The organism is Propionivibrio limicola, from assembly GCF_009469695.1.
Classification (GTDB): domain Bacteria; phylum Pseudomonadota; class Gammaproteobacteria; order Burkholderiales; family Rhodocyclaceae; genus Propionivibrio; species Propionivibrio limicola.
Map to the genome: position 1 here is coordinate 1 of NZ_SSSR01000028.1, position 14,456 is coordinate 14,456.

15 protein-coding genes and 1 riboswitch are annotated in these 14,456 nt (G+C 61.5%); of the genes, 7 read left to right on the top strand and 8 right to left on the bottom strand.

Annotated elements, in window-relative coordinates; genetic code table 11:
* Positions 1-92: 92 nt before the first annotated feature.
* Together GH659_RS14050 and GH659_RS14055 are read right to left on the bottom strand one after the other, a co-directional pair.
* The gene (locus GH659_RS14050; protein ID WP_246167881.1) at positions 93-383 is read right to left on the bottom strand and encodes a (2Fe-2S) ferredoxin domain-containing protein; all 291 of its coding nucleotides are present in this window, start codon (positions 381-383) and stop codon (positions 93-95) included.
* A gap of 53 nt (positions 384-436) precedes the next feature.
* The gene (locus GH659_RS14055; protein ID WP_153112072.1) at positions 437-1,507 is read right to left on the bottom strand and encodes a VanZ family protein; all 1,071 of its coding nucleotides are present in this window, start codon (positions 1,505-1,507) and stop codon (positions 437-439) included.
* A gap of 212 nt (positions 1,508-1,719) precedes the next feature.
* Between GH659_RS14055 and fdxA the strand changes: the two genes are divergently transcribed.
* Positions 1,720-2,043: a ferredoxin FdxA gene (fdxA, locus tag GH659_RS14060; RefSeq protein WP_153112073.1), complete on the top strand. Its 324-nt coding sequence runs from the start codon at positions 1,720-1,722 to the stop codon at positions 2,041-2,043.
* Positions 2,044-2,223: 180 nt separating this feature from the next.
* Here the strand turns inward: fdxA and GH659_RS14065 are convergent, their stop codons facing one another.
* Positions 2,224-2,598 (bottom strand): Hsp20/alpha crystallin family protein, encoded by a 375-nt coding sequence (locus GH659_RS14065; RefSeq protein WP_153112074.1) that lies wholly within the window; start codon positions 2,596-2,598, stop codon positions 2,224-2,226.
* A gap of 18 nt (positions 2,599-2,616) precedes the next feature.
* Positions 2,617-3,048: an Hsp20/alpha crystallin family protein gene (locus GH659_RS14070; RefSeq protein WP_153112075.1), complete on the bottom strand. Its 432-nt coding sequence runs from the start codon at positions 3,046-3,048 to the stop codon at positions 2,617-2,619.
* 221 nt (positions 3,049-3,269) lie between these two features.
* Between GH659_RS14070 and GH659_RS14075 the strand changes: the two genes are divergently transcribed.
* Both GH659_RS14075 and GH659_RS14080 read left to right on the top strand, forming a co-directional pair.
* Complete coding sequence (locus GH659_RS14075) at positions 3,270-3,698, top strand: DUF190 domain-containing protein (RefSeq protein ID WP_211364260.1); 429 nt, start codon at positions 3,270-3,272, stop codon at positions 3,696-3,698.
* Between the two features lie 193 nt (positions 3,699-3,891).
* On the top strand, positions 3,892-4,335 hold the full coding sequence (locus GH659_RS14080) for a hypothetical protein (RefSeq protein ID WP_153112076.1): 444 nt from the start codon (positions 3,892-3,894) through the stop codon (positions 4,333-4,335).
* A 104-nt stretch (positions 4,336-4,439) separates the two neighbouring features.
* Here GH659_RS14080 and GH659_RS14085 read toward each other — a convergent pair whose 3' ends face one another.
* Positions 4,440-7,925, bottom strand: coding sequence for a PPi-type phosphoenolpyruvate carboxykinase family protein (locus GH659_RS14085; RefSeq protein ID WP_281349761.1), 3,486 nt, complete (start codon positions 7,923-7,925; stop codon positions 4,440-4,442).
* Positions 7,926-8,315: 390 nt separating this feature from the next.
* Between GH659_RS14085 and GH659_RS14090 the strand changes: the two genes are divergently transcribed.
* Together GH659_RS14090 and GH659_RS14095 are read left to right on the top strand one after the other, a co-directional pair.
* Positions 8,316-9,332: a TRAP transporter substrate-binding protein gene (locus GH659_RS14090; protein ID WP_153112077.1), complete on the top strand. Its 1,017-nt coding sequence runs from the start codon at positions 8,316-8,318 to the stop codon at positions 9,330-9,332.
* Positions 9,333-9,574: 242 nt separating this feature from the next.
* Positions 9,575-10,396: a sugar phosphate isomerase/epimerase family protein gene (locus GH659_RS14095; protein WP_153112078.1), complete on the top strand. Its 822-nt coding sequence runs from the start codon at positions 9,575-9,577 to the stop codon at positions 10,394-10,396.
* Between the two features lie 234 nt (positions 10,397-10,630).
* Here GH659_RS14095 and GH659_RS14100 read toward each other — a convergent pair whose 3' ends face one another.
* Genes GH659_RS14100 through folD form a run of 3 tightly spaced genes read right to left on the bottom strand, consistent with a single transcriptional unit; the run spans position 10,631 to position 13,067 of the window.
* The gene (locus GH659_RS14100; protein WP_153112079.1) at positions 10,631-11,671 is read right to left on the bottom strand and encodes an L-threonylcarbamoyladenylate synthase; all 1,041 of its coding nucleotides are present in this window, start codon (positions 11,669-11,671) and stop codon (positions 10,631-10,633) included.
* 3 nt (positions 11,672-11,674) lie between these two features.
* Positions 11,675-12,172 carry a 5-(carboxyamino)imidazole ribonucleotide mutase gene (purE, locus tag GH659_RS14105; protein ID WP_153112080.1) on the bottom strand — a complete coding sequence of 166 codons (498 nt, stop codon included), beginning with the start codon at positions 12,170-12,172 and terminating at the stop codon, positions 11,675-11,677.
* A 40-nt stretch (positions 12,173-12,212) separates the two neighbouring features.
* On the bottom strand, positions 12,213-13,067 hold the full coding sequence (folD, locus tag GH659_RS14110) for a bifunctional methylenetetrahydrofolate dehydrogenase/methenyltetrahydrofolate cyclohydrolase FolD (protein WP_153112081.1): 855 nt from the start codon (positions 13,065-13,067) through the stop codon (positions 12,213-12,215).
* A 201-nt stretch (positions 13,068-13,268) separates the two neighbouring features.
* Between folD and GH659_RS14115 the strand changes: the two genes are divergently transcribed.
* Positions 13,269-13,793, top strand: coding sequence for a hypothetical protein (locus tag GH659_RS14115; protein WP_153112082.1), 525 nt, complete (start codon positions 13,269-13,271; stop codon positions 13,791-13,793).
* Positions 13,794-13,852: 59 nt separating this feature from the next.
* A riboswitch (cobalamin riboswitch) is annotated at positions 13,853-14,076 on the top strand.
* A 178-nt stretch (positions 14,077-14,254) separates the two neighbouring features.
* Positions 14,255-14,377, top strand: a complete 123-nt coding sequence (locus tag GH659_RS15115) for a hypothetical protein (protein ID WP_281349762.1) — start codon at positions 14,255-14,257, stop codon at positions 14,375-14,377.
* The last annotated feature ends 79 nt before the right edge of the window (positions 14,378-14,456 follow it).

Sequence of the window (14,456 nt, forward strand, 5' to 3'; positions counted from 1 at the left end):
CGAAAAGACCTCCGTCAGCGAGACTCGTTGATTTGCCGTAGCCGCTTTCTCCGTCTCCATACGCCACCCAAAAAGACAGAAAACTACACAAATCAACGCCCTGTGAACAGCCCCTTTGTAACTGATTGATTGTGAACGGCTATTTTGGCATGTTCACGACGGTGGCATTTCGGGTTTGGTGCGATTGCCCTGGGCCCCTCGTCGCAGCGGCCAAGGCAGCCGGCCTTGTTGATGCGCACCTGGCCGGGGCCGTTCAGGCCGAGCTCGCCGATGCGGTTCTTGGCATACGCCTGCGCTTCGGAGGCGCCCAGCGCGTTGCAGCACGCCTCGCCCGCGGCGCGCTGGTTGCAACAGAAAAACACGTGATGCGTGAAATAACTCATGGCACAAACCCTCCATTCAATCCGTGTTGATGACAGCAGAACCGGCCGCGGGTTCAACCTCGCCCATTGCCTGAGCGCCACCCGAGCAGCATCAGACACGGCAGCGCCACGAACGGCCACAGACTGGCGGCCAGACGCGTCAGGCCGTTGAAATTGAGGAAATGCCCCTGCCGCCAGGCCAGCAGCGCCACTTCTGAGTAAGGGTTGGGTGGCGTCAGGTTAACCAGCACGGTGCCGGCCATGATCGCCAGTCCGGCCAGCGCAATACGCAATGCCGGCGGCAGGAAAACGAAGAGCGCCAGCGCAAATCCGCCAATCGGCAAGCCAAGCCGCGCCCCTGGTGTCAGCCAGGCCAACGCGCTCGCCGGCCCGACGAGCACCGCCGCGCCCAATGTCCGAACGGCCAGCGCAACGAAGAAAAAGACGAGCAGGACAAGATGCGGCTGATTGCGCGGCGCGAGCAGTTCGCGCACCAGCAGGCCGATCGCGACCATGTTGCACGCCACAATCCCCGCCTCCAGCACGTAAAAGGATGCCGCCGCATACGGGACGGCCGGCGTAATGGGCAGGACATGGCGCAGATCCCCCGCGCCGAAGAGGAGCGTTTCCGGCGAAAGCTGGATGAGCAACCACAACCCGGTCAGCACGAGCCCCAGCTCGTTATGCGGTCGCGGCGCCAGCAACCGATGCTGCAGGGCGGCCAGCTGCCCGAAAAACCGCTCGCCATGCCGGATCGCCAATACCGCGCCGAGAATCCCGCCCAGGCTATTGCAGACGAGATCGAGATTCGACGGAACACGTGACGGCAGCCAGGACTGCAAAACTTCGACGGAAAAACTGAGCGAGCCGGCGAGCAACAGTCCGGCCAGCGCCCCCAGCCAGCGCCCCAACCACCGGCGTGCACTCAACGACAACAGGAAACCGAGCGGCACATAAACGAACACATTCACCGCAAGATCGAATACCGTCCAGTAGCGGGGCCAGGCCGCCTCAAGGAAAAGCAACGACGAGACACCGGGCACACGCCAGCCGGAAATCGGGTGCAGACTGGCATAGACGATCAAAACGACGTACGACAGCGCCAGATAATGCGGCAACGCCGAAGTCTCGGATGACGATTTCATCCTGGCAACCTCGTCACACCAGTCCAATGACAAAAACGAACCATTATTCCTCGCCGCGGTCGCAGATCAGAAAAGCGCACGCTTCTTTCCATATCCATCTATAACGTTAAAAGAGAACGGCCACATCCCAGAGCATTCGCCTGCGGCCGCCGCAGCCATCCGTTGCGGCAAATGCGTTATATTCCTTCCCCCAACCCTCCTGGAGGAGCACCATGGCCTACGTCGTTACCGAAAACTGTATCAAGTGCAAATATACGGACTGCGTCGATGTTTGTCCTGTCGACTGTTTCCACGAAGGACCGAATTTCCTGGTCATCGACCCGGACGAGTGCATCGACTGCACGCTCTGCGTGGCCGAATGCCCGGCAAGTGCGATTTTCTCCGAAGACGACGTGCCCGACGACCAGCAGAGCTTCATTGAGCTGAACGCCCGGATGGCGAAAGTCTGGCCGTCGATCACCGAACGCAAGGACCCGCTGCCCGACGCCGACGAGTGGAACGGCAAACCGGACAAACTCGGCGACCTCGAGCGCTGATTTTTGGCGATACCCGCCTGGTCGAAGCGCAGGGCAGCCAGCACGCTGCCCATTTTTTGGGCAGCGCTATTTCACAGCGATTAACCGATTACGGATCAAGGCGTTAGCAAACGCCGCACACCCACTTCACAGAGTTGTCCACAGATTTTGTGGGTAAGGACTGGAGCGGGTGCCGGAACATCAGCCAACCTGCACGGTGATCTTGCGCGGCTGGGCGTGCTCGGCTTTCGGAATCCGCAGCTTCAGAACGCCGTTCTGGTATTCCGCCGCCACCTTCTGGCTATCGAGTTCCCTGGACAGCGTAAAGACGCGCCGATAGCGGGGAATATCGACTTCGACATGGCTCGGCTCCATTCCTTCCGGAAACGCCAGTCCCAACTCCCCTTCGATAATCAGCGAATCGCCCTCGACGCGCACATCGAGCTTTTCTTTCGGCACGCCGGGCAGATCGGCATAAAGGGTAATGCCGTTGGCGTCCTCATGGACGTTGACCGGCGGCAACAGCGCTTCTTCCTCGCGTTTCGATTCGGTGCGCTTGACAGTGTTTTCGCTCATGGTGATTTTCCTCCCTGACTACTGAATATCGATACGCAGCGCTTGAGCAACGGCTTTTCGCCCGACGCTCACCCGCAGCACGCCATCGCGGTAGATCGCGCTCACGGCGTTGGCATCGATATCGTCCGGCAGGCTGACCACGCGACGGAACGGCCCGGAAAAACGTTCATCAATGTGGGCGGCAGCGCCTTGCGGAACCCCATCCACCTTGCGCTCGCCGCTGATGGTCAGCAGCCCCTTCTCGATCTGGACGTTCAGGGAGGCCGGATCCATGCCCGGCGCAAAGGCGAAAATTTCCACCGACTGGGCGGTCGATCCGACATTCATCGCCGGATAGCCGCGCGTCCCGCCACGAATGCTCGCCGCCGGCCCGGCATTAAGGTCCATTTCGCGCTGAAGCCGCTCGAGATCAGCGAAGAGATTGCGCGGAAAAAAGCTTCTGTAACGCATACTTGCTCCTTCTTGATTTCCGGTAAGGTCGAAAATTCACAGCTATGGTGATTCCAGATATGGAGGATCGACCGCCGATTTTCAAGGTGGCTCGAGCACCGAATACAAGGAAAGCCAATCGGACAATTCCCGTGCGAAGCAAACGCCGTGCTGTGGTGCTATAGTCTGCGCCTCCTTGACCGCCCGGCGCCGCAGTCGTCCATGTCGGCGACTCGGCGGTCATGACATTCGCCGGCATCAGCACCATTTACCCCATCAAGACGTCAGCTCAAGGAGCCGCCAGCGGCGGAACGAACATGGAAGGCACGTTTCTCAAATTCTACGTTGAAGAAAAGCAGCGACACGACGGACAACTGCTCTGGGAATGGCTGCTGGAAAAGGCGAACGCCATGGGACTGCGCGGCGGCTCGGCCTTTCGCGCCATCGGCGGCTTCGGGCGGCACCACGCGCTGCATGAAAGCCGTTTCTTCGAGCACGCCGGCGAAACGGGGATCGAGGTCGAATTCATCACCAACGACGAGGAGGCCAAGCCGTTTCTCGACCTGGTCCGTCGCGAAGGCATCCGGGCATTCTATTCGCGCATTCCGGCCGAATTCGGCGTCATCAACCCGGACGCCGAGGACCCATCCTGCATCGAGGCGAATTGCTGATACCTCAATTTGTCGTACGGCACACGTAACCATTCACCACAGAGGCACAGAGGCACAGAGGCACAGAGAAAAACGATGAAAGATCAATGCGTTTGCTCGGCCCGGAAAAACCTTCCGCCATCGTCAAGAATGATTGCTCTCTGTGCCTCTGTGTCTCTGTGGTTAAACTAAGATTTTCAGGACCCTACACAGCATGACCGATACTCCTTCCAGCACGCCCCTTTCACTTGGCGGACTGCTGCGCCGCTTCGCCATGACCTACCTTCTATGCTTGGTCGGGGGCATTCTGCTGCTGCCCTACTTCGTATCGCAGCGCATTTCCGTCATCAGCGCCGCTCTCCTGCTGGCGGCCGTCATTCACGCCTGCATGGGATTCCGGCAAAAGAACGGGCGCAACCTCTCCCGGCGCGAAAAGTGGCTGGCCTGGGCCGGCATCATGGGGATCGACCTGATCGTGCTGGCCCTGTTGCCGGCACTGCTCCTCGCCGGCACCCCAAGCACGCAATTTGTCGAACGCTGGATAGCCATGCTCGGCAGCGCCGGCCTCGTCGTCATCGTGCACGCCGCCACCGCTCTGCTGGGAATCAGCCTCGCCCAACGCATCAAACCCCACGTCGCGCGGCCGTTCTTCTTCTGACCGGCCCCCTCCGACTCAGACAGCGCAAAAACCCGCCTTTACTCTGCGTTCTCTGTCTCTCAGCGCCCTCTGCGTCGAAAGCGATTTAACCCAAGGCGTCCGGATCAAACCGCCCCGACGCCCTCACCCAGCGGCTGCACGCCGATCGTGCCGACGAGCGACGCCCGGTATTCCGCGGAACCGACGCGCACCCGCTCGGCCTGCACGCCCTCCCGCCGTGCGACAAGTCCGAGGCGGGCGACGGCACCGGCGTTTTCCGGCCGGTCAATGAAGTCGTAAAGCGACGCCACGGCGCGGCTCAGCCGCGCTTCGTCATTGCGCTGCTTGGCATCGAGCCGCGCCGCGTACCAGTCGCTGGCCAGCACGCTTTCGCGGGTAAAGAGCGTGCGCACTTCAGGCGACTGCAAGCCGTAGCCGGCCGCCGTCTTGCCGTACGCCATGATTTCGAGCAGCGCCTTCAACGGCGGGCAGGCGAGTTCGATCGTCCCGTCGGCGAAATAGCTCTCGGCAACGCGCTGGTGCGTCACCACGATGTTGGCCATGCTTTCGGCGAAAACATCCTTGTCCTGCCGTTCCGGACGCAGCATCTCTTCGGTGAAAACGACGTGCGGATGCAGGAAGATGCGGCCGAAATAGACGGAGGCAAAGCGCGCCGTCATGCGATAGCCGAGACGACTGGCGAGCACCGTCTGGCCGCGATGCTCGAAATCCGCGATCCGCTCCAGGGCGCCCATGGCGATCAGGTTCTGGGCGCTGCGCTCCTCCGGGTTCATGCGCGCGAACACTTCCGGTACGAGCAGGCTGACATCGTGATCGACGCGCACATGCGGCCCGATGTAGCCGGCCGAGGACACCCAGCCGTCGTAGCCGGTCAGGGCAAAGGACACGAACGCCGCGTTGAGGTCGATGATCGCCGGCAACGCGTTGAACGGCCCCTTGGTCAGCGCGCCTTCCGAGCCGGCACCGGTCGTCGACGGCGACTTGCCGGTCATCGAGCTGATGAACTCCATGAACAGTTCGGGCAATTCCATGTAGTGCAGCGGGTTGTAGGTGCACAACGGGCGGACGCCCTCTTCCGGCGGATTGTTGCGCCGCCCGGCGGCGACCACATGCACCGGCGTGCACAGCGGCGCATCGGCCGGCAGTTTGCGGAACAGGCGCATCGCCAGTTCGGCGGTCGCCGTTTCCCGCGGCCGCGCCACATCCGGGCGCAACTGCAGGTACCGCGGGTTCTTCGACGGTTTGCCGCCCACCAGCCGCGGATGTGCCGAGGAGACGAAGTACGCCGGGGAGGAGCCTTCGGGCGCCTCGGCAGCGGCGCTGATCAGATTCTGCATCGGCACCGTGAAGGCGCTGAAGCCGATCGCATCCTCGACCAGCTCCCGGGCGTCGTTGCCGTCAAGCGGGGCGAAATTGGAAATGAAGGTGCCCGGCGTGGCGATATCCGCCTCCGCCTGCCGATCGTAGCCGCGATGAATGGCGTCATCCGGGCGCTGGAAGAGGCGCTGCTCGCAGTTCTGCACGAACTTGCGCGAGAGGGCGCCTTCGACCTCCAACGACGGCGGCACGACGACGCTCGCCGTGATGTCGTCTTCCGTCTGCACCTTGCAGGCCGGATGAAAATCGTGACGCAGACCGAAGACACGCCAGGAACCGTCCATCTCGAAACCGACGCGCAGGGTGTTGATGAGCAGCTTCGTCCCGTCGAGCCGCAGCGAATTGGCCGGGCGACCGTTGATGATGTCGACCGAGTAATGGCTACGCCAGTCGCCGCCCCATTCCGGCCGGTAATAGCGTTTGACGACAAACACCAACTCCTTGACGTGCTGCGGAATCGTCTTCAGCCAGGCGTTGTAGTCGTCATTGAAATCGCTCGACGGCGTCATCAGCTTGATCACGCTGCCCATCGAACGTTCGATGCCGAGAACCGGGCGATGGTCGACGCCGTTCCTGGCAGGATCACGGAAACGCCCCGAAAAGTCGCGTTCGAGGATGGCTTCGACGGCATCCATGTCCTTCTCCAGATCGGCTACGAAGACGCTGCCGACGAGAATGGCGTCGGAGATCGCCTTCGATATTTCCGATTTGCCGCCGCCGGAAACCGTGCTCGGTTTATGGCAAGCCGTGACCTCGGCCGATGCCGCCACCAGACCCCACCGGCGGCTGTCCGTGGGGAGCGGCTGCATCTCCATGCGGAAACCATTCGGCCCGATGTACGTCTTGCCGGCCAGCATCTTGATCGAGGACGTCGTGCCATCCGGCCGCGGCCAGGACACCGTCTGCGTACGCAGGCTGTAGGTCGAATTCTCGGGCACCAGCACGATGTGCGGCTGCAGCGGGTCCAGCGCATGCCCTTCCGGTTGCAGCACAAAACGTTCGCCATCCCGCGCCAGCACGTCCTGCAAGGAGTGCGTCTCGCCGGCCGACAGGTCGGTATATTCGAGCCCCTCGTTGTAACTCGGAAAAACGAGCGCGCCGCCAGCGTGCTCTTCCTCGGACAGGCCAAAGAGATTGGCCGAATAGCTGATCTGGGTTTTGACTTCCTTCTTGCAATAACCGAAATAGTTGTCGGCAATCAGCGTGACGATCACGCCGCGCCCGTCACGCGCACAGACCTTGAAGGCGTTGCCGCCGTTGTAGAGCTCGCTTTCATCCTTGTAGCACATGCCGTCGCGCCGCTGCCGTTCGGTAGCCATATCCCAGTGCGGCAGGCCAAGCAAGCGCTTGGGCACTTGCGTCAGATGCGGCGCCAGAATCACGCAGCCGGTGTGGCCGGTCCAGCCATCGGGGTCGAGCGAGGCATCGTTTTCCGGCAGATACGGGTCGCCGGCATTGCCGAAGATGCTCTCGACGAAATCGAGGTTGGAAACCAATGCGCCGGGCACGAAAAAGCGGATTTCCATCCGTTTTTCGCTCGCGAATCCCGGCACACCGGGCACGGCGGGAACGACCAGCGGCCGCATCAGCAGGGAAACGAAACTTTCGGCCGGCGACGGCTCATCGGTGGCAAACGGCAGTTGCAAAGATTCGGCGGGGGGGTTCATCGCCAGCGCCAACAGCTTGGCAAACACAGCTTTCGGCACGGCCAGCTTGTCGTCGGGAATCGGCAGTCCGCCTTCGACGACATGGAAAACGCCGGCCGTCGTCCGCCGGTCGTTGGCCGGGTTGTGCAAGACGCCGTTGCGCAGACGATAACTGCTGAGCAACGACGACTTGAAGCAATCGCCGTTGGCCGGCAGCGACAGGCCGCGCGCCAGCCCCGGCTGGTCGAGCACCAGCGTGCGCCGCGGCAGCGACGGCACCGGGCCGGTCGCGGCGAGGAAATCGTTGAGGAAGCCCTGGATGCGGGTATCGACGGGGCAAAGCCGGTCGGCCAAACGGCGGTTCAGCTCGCGCTGACGGGCCAGAATCGGCTCGACCAACGCAATCACCTGATCGCCGCCAACGACCGGCAGCCCAAGCAGCGCGAGCCGCAAATTGATTGCAGCATTCAGCTCTGCCGGCGGAAGGGAAGCCGCGCCTTCCACAGCAGAATGAACGGGATTCGGGGACATTTCCATTTTGGCGCCATCCGGTGAATTGAACGGCATCAGTATAGACCGCCCCTTGTTACAGCCAAGCCACGGGATATACGGATCCCCGAAAAAGCCAACCGCTCCACGTACGTAAAACACCTAGCACCGACGCGCTCCCCTGCAGAAACAAGCCTTTTTCTCTCTTCCACAGCGGTCAGTCTCGGCCACTGCGCCGTAAGGGGCTTTCCGGATTTTCAGCACGCGCGGTTCGCTCTACGATGCACGCCGTTTCGCCAGTTCCAACAACATCGCGACCGGCAAGGATTCCTCGCCGGAAATAACGAAAACGGGCAGAAATTTGCGGGCGAGGGCAATCGACTGGTTCGCAACGAACGGCGGCGATCAGGCAATTTCGCCGCATCGGCTTTTTGTTTGCATCAAGTCTTATTTCACTAGGAGTTTGTTGTGATTTCCAAAAAAGTAATTAGCGTTGCCGTCGCGGCGGCCTGCGGTTTGATAGTGGCTGGCGGCGCCCAAGCCGAGATTCGCAAGCAGTCTTTCCGTTTTTCCACGGCCAACCCGAAGGGTCACCCGATCCCAGCCGGCGCTGAGAAGTTTGGCGCACTGCTGTCCCAGAAGTCTGGTGGCAAGATGAGCGTGAAGTCGTTCCCGGGCGGCGTGCTCGGCGGCGACGTGCAGGTACTGTCCGCCGTTCAGGGCGGCACGATCGACATCGCGGCGATGAACACCGGCCTGCTGCAGGGCCAGATCAAGGAAGCGGCGATTGTCGACCTGCCGTTCCTGTTCGCCAATGCCAAGGAAGCCGACGCCGTCCTCGACGGAAAAATGGGCCAGAAACTCGCCGACCTGATGCCGGCCAAGGGCCTCGTTAACCTCGGCTACTTCGACCTCGGCTTCCGCCAGGTGACCAACAGCAAGCGTCCGATCAAGACCGCTGAAGACATCGTCGGCCTGAAGCTGCGCGTCGTGCAGTCGCCGACGTACATCGAGACCTTCAACGCGCTCGGCGCCAATGCCGTGCCGATGCCCTTCACCGAGGTCTACACCGCGCTCGAACAGCGCATGATCGACGGCCAGGAAAACCCGTTCTCGGTGATCGAAGTCAACAAGATCAACGAAGTGCAGAAGTATCTGAGCGTCACCAACCACATGTACAACCCGCAGTCGTTCTTCATGAGCAAGAAGACGTGGGACAAGCTCAACGCCGACGAGCAGAAAGTGGTCATGGAAGCGGCCAAGGAAGCGACCGTCTGGCAGCGTCAGTTCTCGCGCGACACGCAAGCCAAGGCCCTGGTTAACCTGAAGAAGACATCGGAAGTGAACGACGTGCCGGCGGCTGAAATCGCCAAGCTGCGCGCCAAGGTCAAGCCGGTCATCGACAAGTTTGCCACCTCGATCGGCCCCGAGTTCGTCAAGGAATTCCTGGCCGAGATCGAAAAGGTTCGCGCAGGCAAGAATTAAAAAGGTTCCCTCCTCAGTAGCTAGCATGAAGAACGAGCGCACTACCTTGCTTCGGCAAGGTAGTGCCGACTCGAACGAGGGAACAAAAACTCACAACCGAGCCGGATAACCGGGCAAGTGTTTTATTTCTGCTGGAAGGATGAACTGAACCTCCACCTTCCAGCGGTTTTTTTAACAAATGGCTAGAAATATTTGTTAAAAAGCGGATTCGAAAATTTTTAACCCACCAGAGGTATTTGCAAATGGCACTCGAATTTTCTCTTGCCCACCTGACCGTTCTTGGCTGCCCGCCCCCCGAGATGGTCTATGTCGCTGCACGCGCCGGCTACGACTACGTCAGCCTGCGCAACATCTACATGGGCCTGCCCGGCGAACCGAACTACGCACTCGCCGACAATCCTGAAATGCTGCGCGCCACCAAGCGCGCGCTGGCCGACACCGGCATGAAGCTCTACGACATCGAGCTTGCCCGTGTTTACGACGACATGCACCCGACCAAGTACCTGCCGGCGATGGAAGTCGCGGCCGAACTCGGCGGCAAGGCTGTGCTGTCGAGCATCTGGACCGACAAGATCGACTACGCGATCGAAAAGTTCGGCGAGATCTGTGATCTGGCCAAACAGTTCGACATGACCGTCAATCTGGAATACGTCCCGATCGCCGGTGTTCGCGATCTGGCTGGCGCCGTCAATGTGCTGAAGACCGCCAACCGCAGCAACGCCGGTCTGATGATCGACATGCACCACTTCCACCGCGCCCTCGACAAGCCGGAAGAGCTCTCCAAGCTGCCGAAGGAATGGTTCAACTTCGCCCACCTGTGCGACGCCCAGGGCGAAATCCCGGCCGACCGCGCCGAAATGACCCGCATCCTGCGCGAAGAGCGTCTGTATGTCGGCGAAGGTGGCATCCCGGTCGCTGACATCATCAACGCCATGCCGAAGCAGATCTACTCGATCGAACTACCGCACAACGCCCGCGCCAAGGAATTCGGCTACGCCGAACACGCCGCGCGCTGTCTCGAAACGGCCAAGGCTTACGCCGAGAAGTACTTCGTCCACAAGTAAGACGAAGGTAGAAAGACACGGCACCCGCAGCGGGTGCCAAACCTCGCCCCGGCTCAGGCCGGGGTTTGTTTATCCAGAAGTCAGGCGTGTGGAAGACTATGGATAAATACTTCACCACCAAGACACCAAGAGCACAAAGGCTCACCAAGAAAACGGTGGGGTTTCTTGGTGCCCTCTTGGTGTATTGGTGACTTGGTGGTTCGCTTTTTTTGTTGACTGACTACCAGACACTGCTCAGGCCGCACCCGAACCGCAAGCAGCGCGCCGCAAACGATCGGCCACAGCCGCCCAGACTGCATCGCCAGGAATCGCTTCGACGAGAATCACATCGTTGCCGCACTGATCGAGTTCGCGCAGGGCGGCATAGAGGTGACGTGCGAACCCATCGGGCTCGTCCGGCAAACGACGGAAGGAATGCGGCGCCGGAAACAGCAACTGGCGACGTACCAGCACACCGCATCGCTGACCGGCCGCATGCACCTCATGGGCCTGCGTGATCAGGTCGTCCCAAGAAACCAGACGCAACGGCGTGCGCGGTGCGTAATGCGCGTCCAGCGAACCGGAAACACGCGGCACCGACGCTTTTTTCGCGTTGGCAATTTCCGGGCGTACGCCAATCACCGCTTCGATTTGTTCCGGAGTGATGCGTCCAGGGCGCAGGATGCGCGGCGTCTGATCGTCGCGAGACAGATCGACGATCGTCGATTCGATGCCGACATCGCACGGCCCGCCGTCGAGCACGAGCGCCACGGCCGCGCCGAGTTCTTCGCGCACATGGGCGGCATCGGTCGGACTGATGCGACCAAAGCGGTTGGCCGACGGCGCGGCGATGCCGCACATACCGTTCTGGCCGCCGCCCGCCTGCGCGTAGGCGCGCAGCAAGTCGAGCGCCAGCGGATGCGACGGCACGCGCACGCCGACGGTTTCCTGTCCGCCGGTCACGGCATGGGGCACGCCCGGCGCGCGTTTGAGAATGAGGGTCAATGGCCCCGGCCAGAAGGCTTCGGCCAATTCCCAGGCGACAGGCGGAATATCGCGTGCCCAGGATTCGAGATAGCCTGCTCCGGCCAGATGCACGATCAACGGGTGATCGGCCGGGCGCCCCTTGGCGGCGAAAATTTTGGCCACCGCCTCGGGATTGGCGGCATCGGCGCCCAGCCCGTAGACCGTCTCGGTCGGGAAGGCGACAAGTTCGCCGGCCTGCAGCAGCCTGACGGCTTCGGCAAGATCGTTCCTCGCGGAATCGGCGTGCATGATATCAGGCTGCGTGGGCATGGCTTACGGCAGATCCGGCAGGGTCTTGGCAAGCACCTTCTCGGTCTGCTTGACGCGGAAGTCGGAGAGCTTTTTCGCTACGTCGGCATCGCTCAGCGCCAGCATCGAGATGGCGAACAGCGCGGCGTTGGTGGCGCCAGCCTCGCCGATGGCGAAAGTCGCGACCGGAATCCCGCCCGGCATCTGCACCATGGCGAGCAGCGAATCGAGACCTTGCAGGTGCTTCGAAGGCATCGGCACAGCCAGCACCGGCAGTTCGGTCTTGGCGGCGAGCACGCCGGCCAAGTGGGCCGCACCGCCGGCCGCGCCGATCAGCACCTTCATGCCGCGCGACTGCGCGGTCGTGGCATAGTCGAGCGCCTGGTCGGGCGTGCGGTGTGCCGACAGCACCTTGGCTTCATACGCGATGCCGAACTTCTTGAGTGTTTCGGCACAGGCGCGCATGACGGGCCAGTCGCTGTCCGACCCCATCACGATGCCAACAAGCGGTTGATTGGACATGGTTGTCTCCTTGATTTGAAAAATAATTCCTGACGGTTGCTTAACGGTTCGCGGCCCGCTCGGCGCTTTCGAGCGTGTTGGCGAGCAGCATGGTAATCGTCATCGGACCGACGCCACCGGGCACCGGCGTGATGAACGAGGCGACTTCCTTGGCCGACTCGAAATCGACATCGCCGCACAGCTTGCCGTCCGGCAGACGGTTGATGCCGACGTCGATGACCACGGCGCCCGGTTTAATCATGTCGCCGGTGATGAATTTCGGCTTGCCGATGGCTGCAACGAGAATGTCGGCGCGCTGGCAATGGGCTTTCAGATCCCGGGTCTGCGAATGGCAAACGGTGACGGTCGCCCCAGCGTGCATGAGCAGCATGGCCATCGGCTTGCCGACGATGTTCGAGCGGCCGACGACAACGGCTTCCTTGCCTTTCAGGTCGATGCCGGCTTCTTCAAAGAACTTCATCGCCCCATACGGCGTGCACGGGATGAAACACGGCTGGCCCTGCATCAGCGAACCGACGTTCTCGGCGCGGAAACCGTCCACATCCTTCTCGGGCGCAATCGCGTCAAGCACCGCATCGGCGTCGAAATGCCTGGGCAGCGGCAACTGGACGAGGATGCCGTGGATGTTCGGGTCGCGGTTGAGCTCGGCAATCTTGTCGAAGACGACTTTCGGTGCCACGTCGGCCGCGTAGGAGTGCTTCTCGGAGTGGAAACCGGCCTGCGCACAGGCATTGACCTTGTTGCGCACGTAGACCTGCGAAGCCGGATCTTCGCCGACCAGGATCACCGCCAGACCGGGCCGCACGCCCTGCGCCGCGAGTTCTTCCGCCTTTTGCTTGAAACCGGCGCGCAGTTTTTGCCCCAGCGCGTTGCCATCGAGAATTTGTGCCGTCATCGTGATGTCCAGAAAAGAATCGGAAAGGCCCGCCGCCTTTCCCTTGAAAAAGAAGGCGATTTTACCGTAAAAGCGGTCTCCGGCCGCCGGATTGAAAGACCATCGCGCGTGGCGCCGCTTTCACGGCACAGCACATTCTCGGTATGCTTCGCCCCCGACAACCAGCCCTCAACCCCGCCATTAGCGCCAAAGGATCGTTCCATGTTTTTCACCGACCGCTCACTCTTCCTCGCCGCCTCTTCGCCGGCCTTCCCCGTCACGCTCGAAGGCATCGGCGTCGACATGAAGGCGCTCCAGTCCTGGTGCGAACAGCTGCTCGCCGCCGCCACCAAGGCGCAGGCGCTGTTCCGCCAGAACGCCCAAACGCCAGCCAACGACGCCGCTCCGCTGACCGAAGCGCTCAACGGCGTTTTCAACGTGCTGGCCAAAGCCAACGGCCTGCTCTGCGTCAAGCCGGAGAACCCGTTCGCCGAAGCACAAATCCAGCGTCTGGTTGCCGCGAAACAACTGCCCGACGTGCTGATCGAGCACATCGTCGCCTACGCCGCCCACCTCGCCCCGGCCTTCGTCCAACCGCTGAAGTCGACCCCGACCATGCTGCCGGAAGGCCAGCGCATGCCGTTCCCCGAAACGGCCGAGCAGGTCGTGCAAGCCACCATCGCCCTGCTGCAACTCTTGCGCGACACCTACGACGACATCGAATCCGCCGCCTACGCCTTGCGCTGAGTCACGCCCCCCTCCCGCGCAAGGCCCCCACCCATTGCCATTCGCTGGCTAAGCGCGTAGCATCGCCGCCTGTTTTGGGTGCCTTGCTCCATTTTCTTGGGGCAGGTGAAACGGGAAGCCGGTGACTTTGAGCGCATTGCGCGCACAGACATTCCGGCACAGCCCCCGCTGCTGTAAGCCTGACGACTCCGGTTGTACGCCACTGTGTGATGAAGTTCATACGGGAAGGCGCCGGAGAAGGATGAAGGCGAGTCAGAAGACCGGCCCAGAATTGTGGTTTGGTGTTCCCCGGGGTGGGGTGAAGCCGGCCGTCGGAAGACCGTTCCTCGCCAACGAGGTGACCGCGTAAAGAGGCGCATCGATCCATTGCCCGCCTTCATCCGACTACCCGCATCAATTGCTCACGCAATTGCATTTCAGCCCGGTGAATCTCACACGAGATTGCTTGATCGGGAGTTGATATGCACATCACCAAGGGCCTTTCGGCCATCGAACATGCCTTTCATCGGGACATCGCATCGGCGATGATCGCCGGCACACACGTCTATCGCGCACTCGCACGACAACGTCCGCCCCTCCCCTGACCTGCCATCTCGCGTTCCCCCAAACGGGAACTGACTGATCAATGTCGCCGAAACCGCCAAGGATCTACTGGACATAGAC

Bases quoted from the DNA above. Each gene is read 5' to 3' on its own strand.
- GH659_RS14115 (WP_153112082.1), top strand. From the start codon at position 13,269: ATGTTTTTCACCGACCGCTCACTCTTCCTCGCCGCCTCTTCGCCGGCC.
- GH659_RS14080 (WP_153112076.1), top strand. From the start codon at position 3,892: ATGACCGATACTCCTTCCAGCACGCCCCTTTCACTTGGCGGACTGCTG.
- folD (WP_153112081.1), bottom strand. From the start codon at position 13,067: ATGACGGCACAAATTCTCGATGGCAACGCGCTGGGGCAAAAACTGCGC.
- GH659_RS14050 (WP_246167881.1), bottom strand. From the start codon at position 383: ATGAGTTATTTCACGCATCACGTGTTTTTCTGTTGCAACCAGCGCGCC.
- fdxA (WP_153112073.1), top strand. From the start codon at position 1,720: ATGGCCTACGTCGTTACCGAAAACTGTATCAAGTGCAAATATACGGAC.
- GH659_RS14065 (WP_153112074.1), bottom strand. From the start codon at position 2,598: ATGAGCGAAAACACTGTCAAGCGCACCGAATCGAAACGCGAGGAAGAA.
- GH659_RS15115 (WP_281349762.1), top strand. From the start codon at position 14,255: ATGCACATCACCAAGGGCCTTTCGGCCATCGAACATGCCTTTCATCGG.
- GH659_RS14100 (WP_153112079.1), bottom strand. From the start codon at position 11,671: ATGCCCACGCAGCCTGATATCATGCACGCCGATTCCGCGAGGAACGAT.
- GH659_RS14070 (WP_153112075.1), bottom strand. From the start codon at position 3,048: ATGCGTTACAGAAGCTTTTTTCCGCGCAATCTCTTCGCTGATCTCGAG.
- GH659_RS14095 (WP_153112078.1), top strand. From the start codon at position 9,575: ATGGCACTCGAATTTTCTCTTGCCCACCTGACCGTTCTTGGCTGCCCG.
- purE (WP_153112080.1), bottom strand. From the start codon at position 12,172: ATGTCCAATCAACCGCTTGTTGGCATCGTGATGGGGTCGGACAGCGAC.
- GH659_RS14055 (WP_153112072.1), bottom strand. From the start codon at position 1,507: ATGAAATCGTCATCCGAGACTTCGGCGTTGCCGCATTATCTGGCGCTG.
- GH659_RS14075 (WP_211364260.1), top strand. From the start codon at position 3,270: ATGACATTCGCCGGCATCAGCACCATTTACCCCATCAAGACGTCAGCT.
- GH659_RS14085 (WP_281349761.1), bottom strand. From the start codon at position 7,925: ATGCCGTTCAATTCACCGGATGGCGCCAAAATGGAAATGTCCCCGAAT.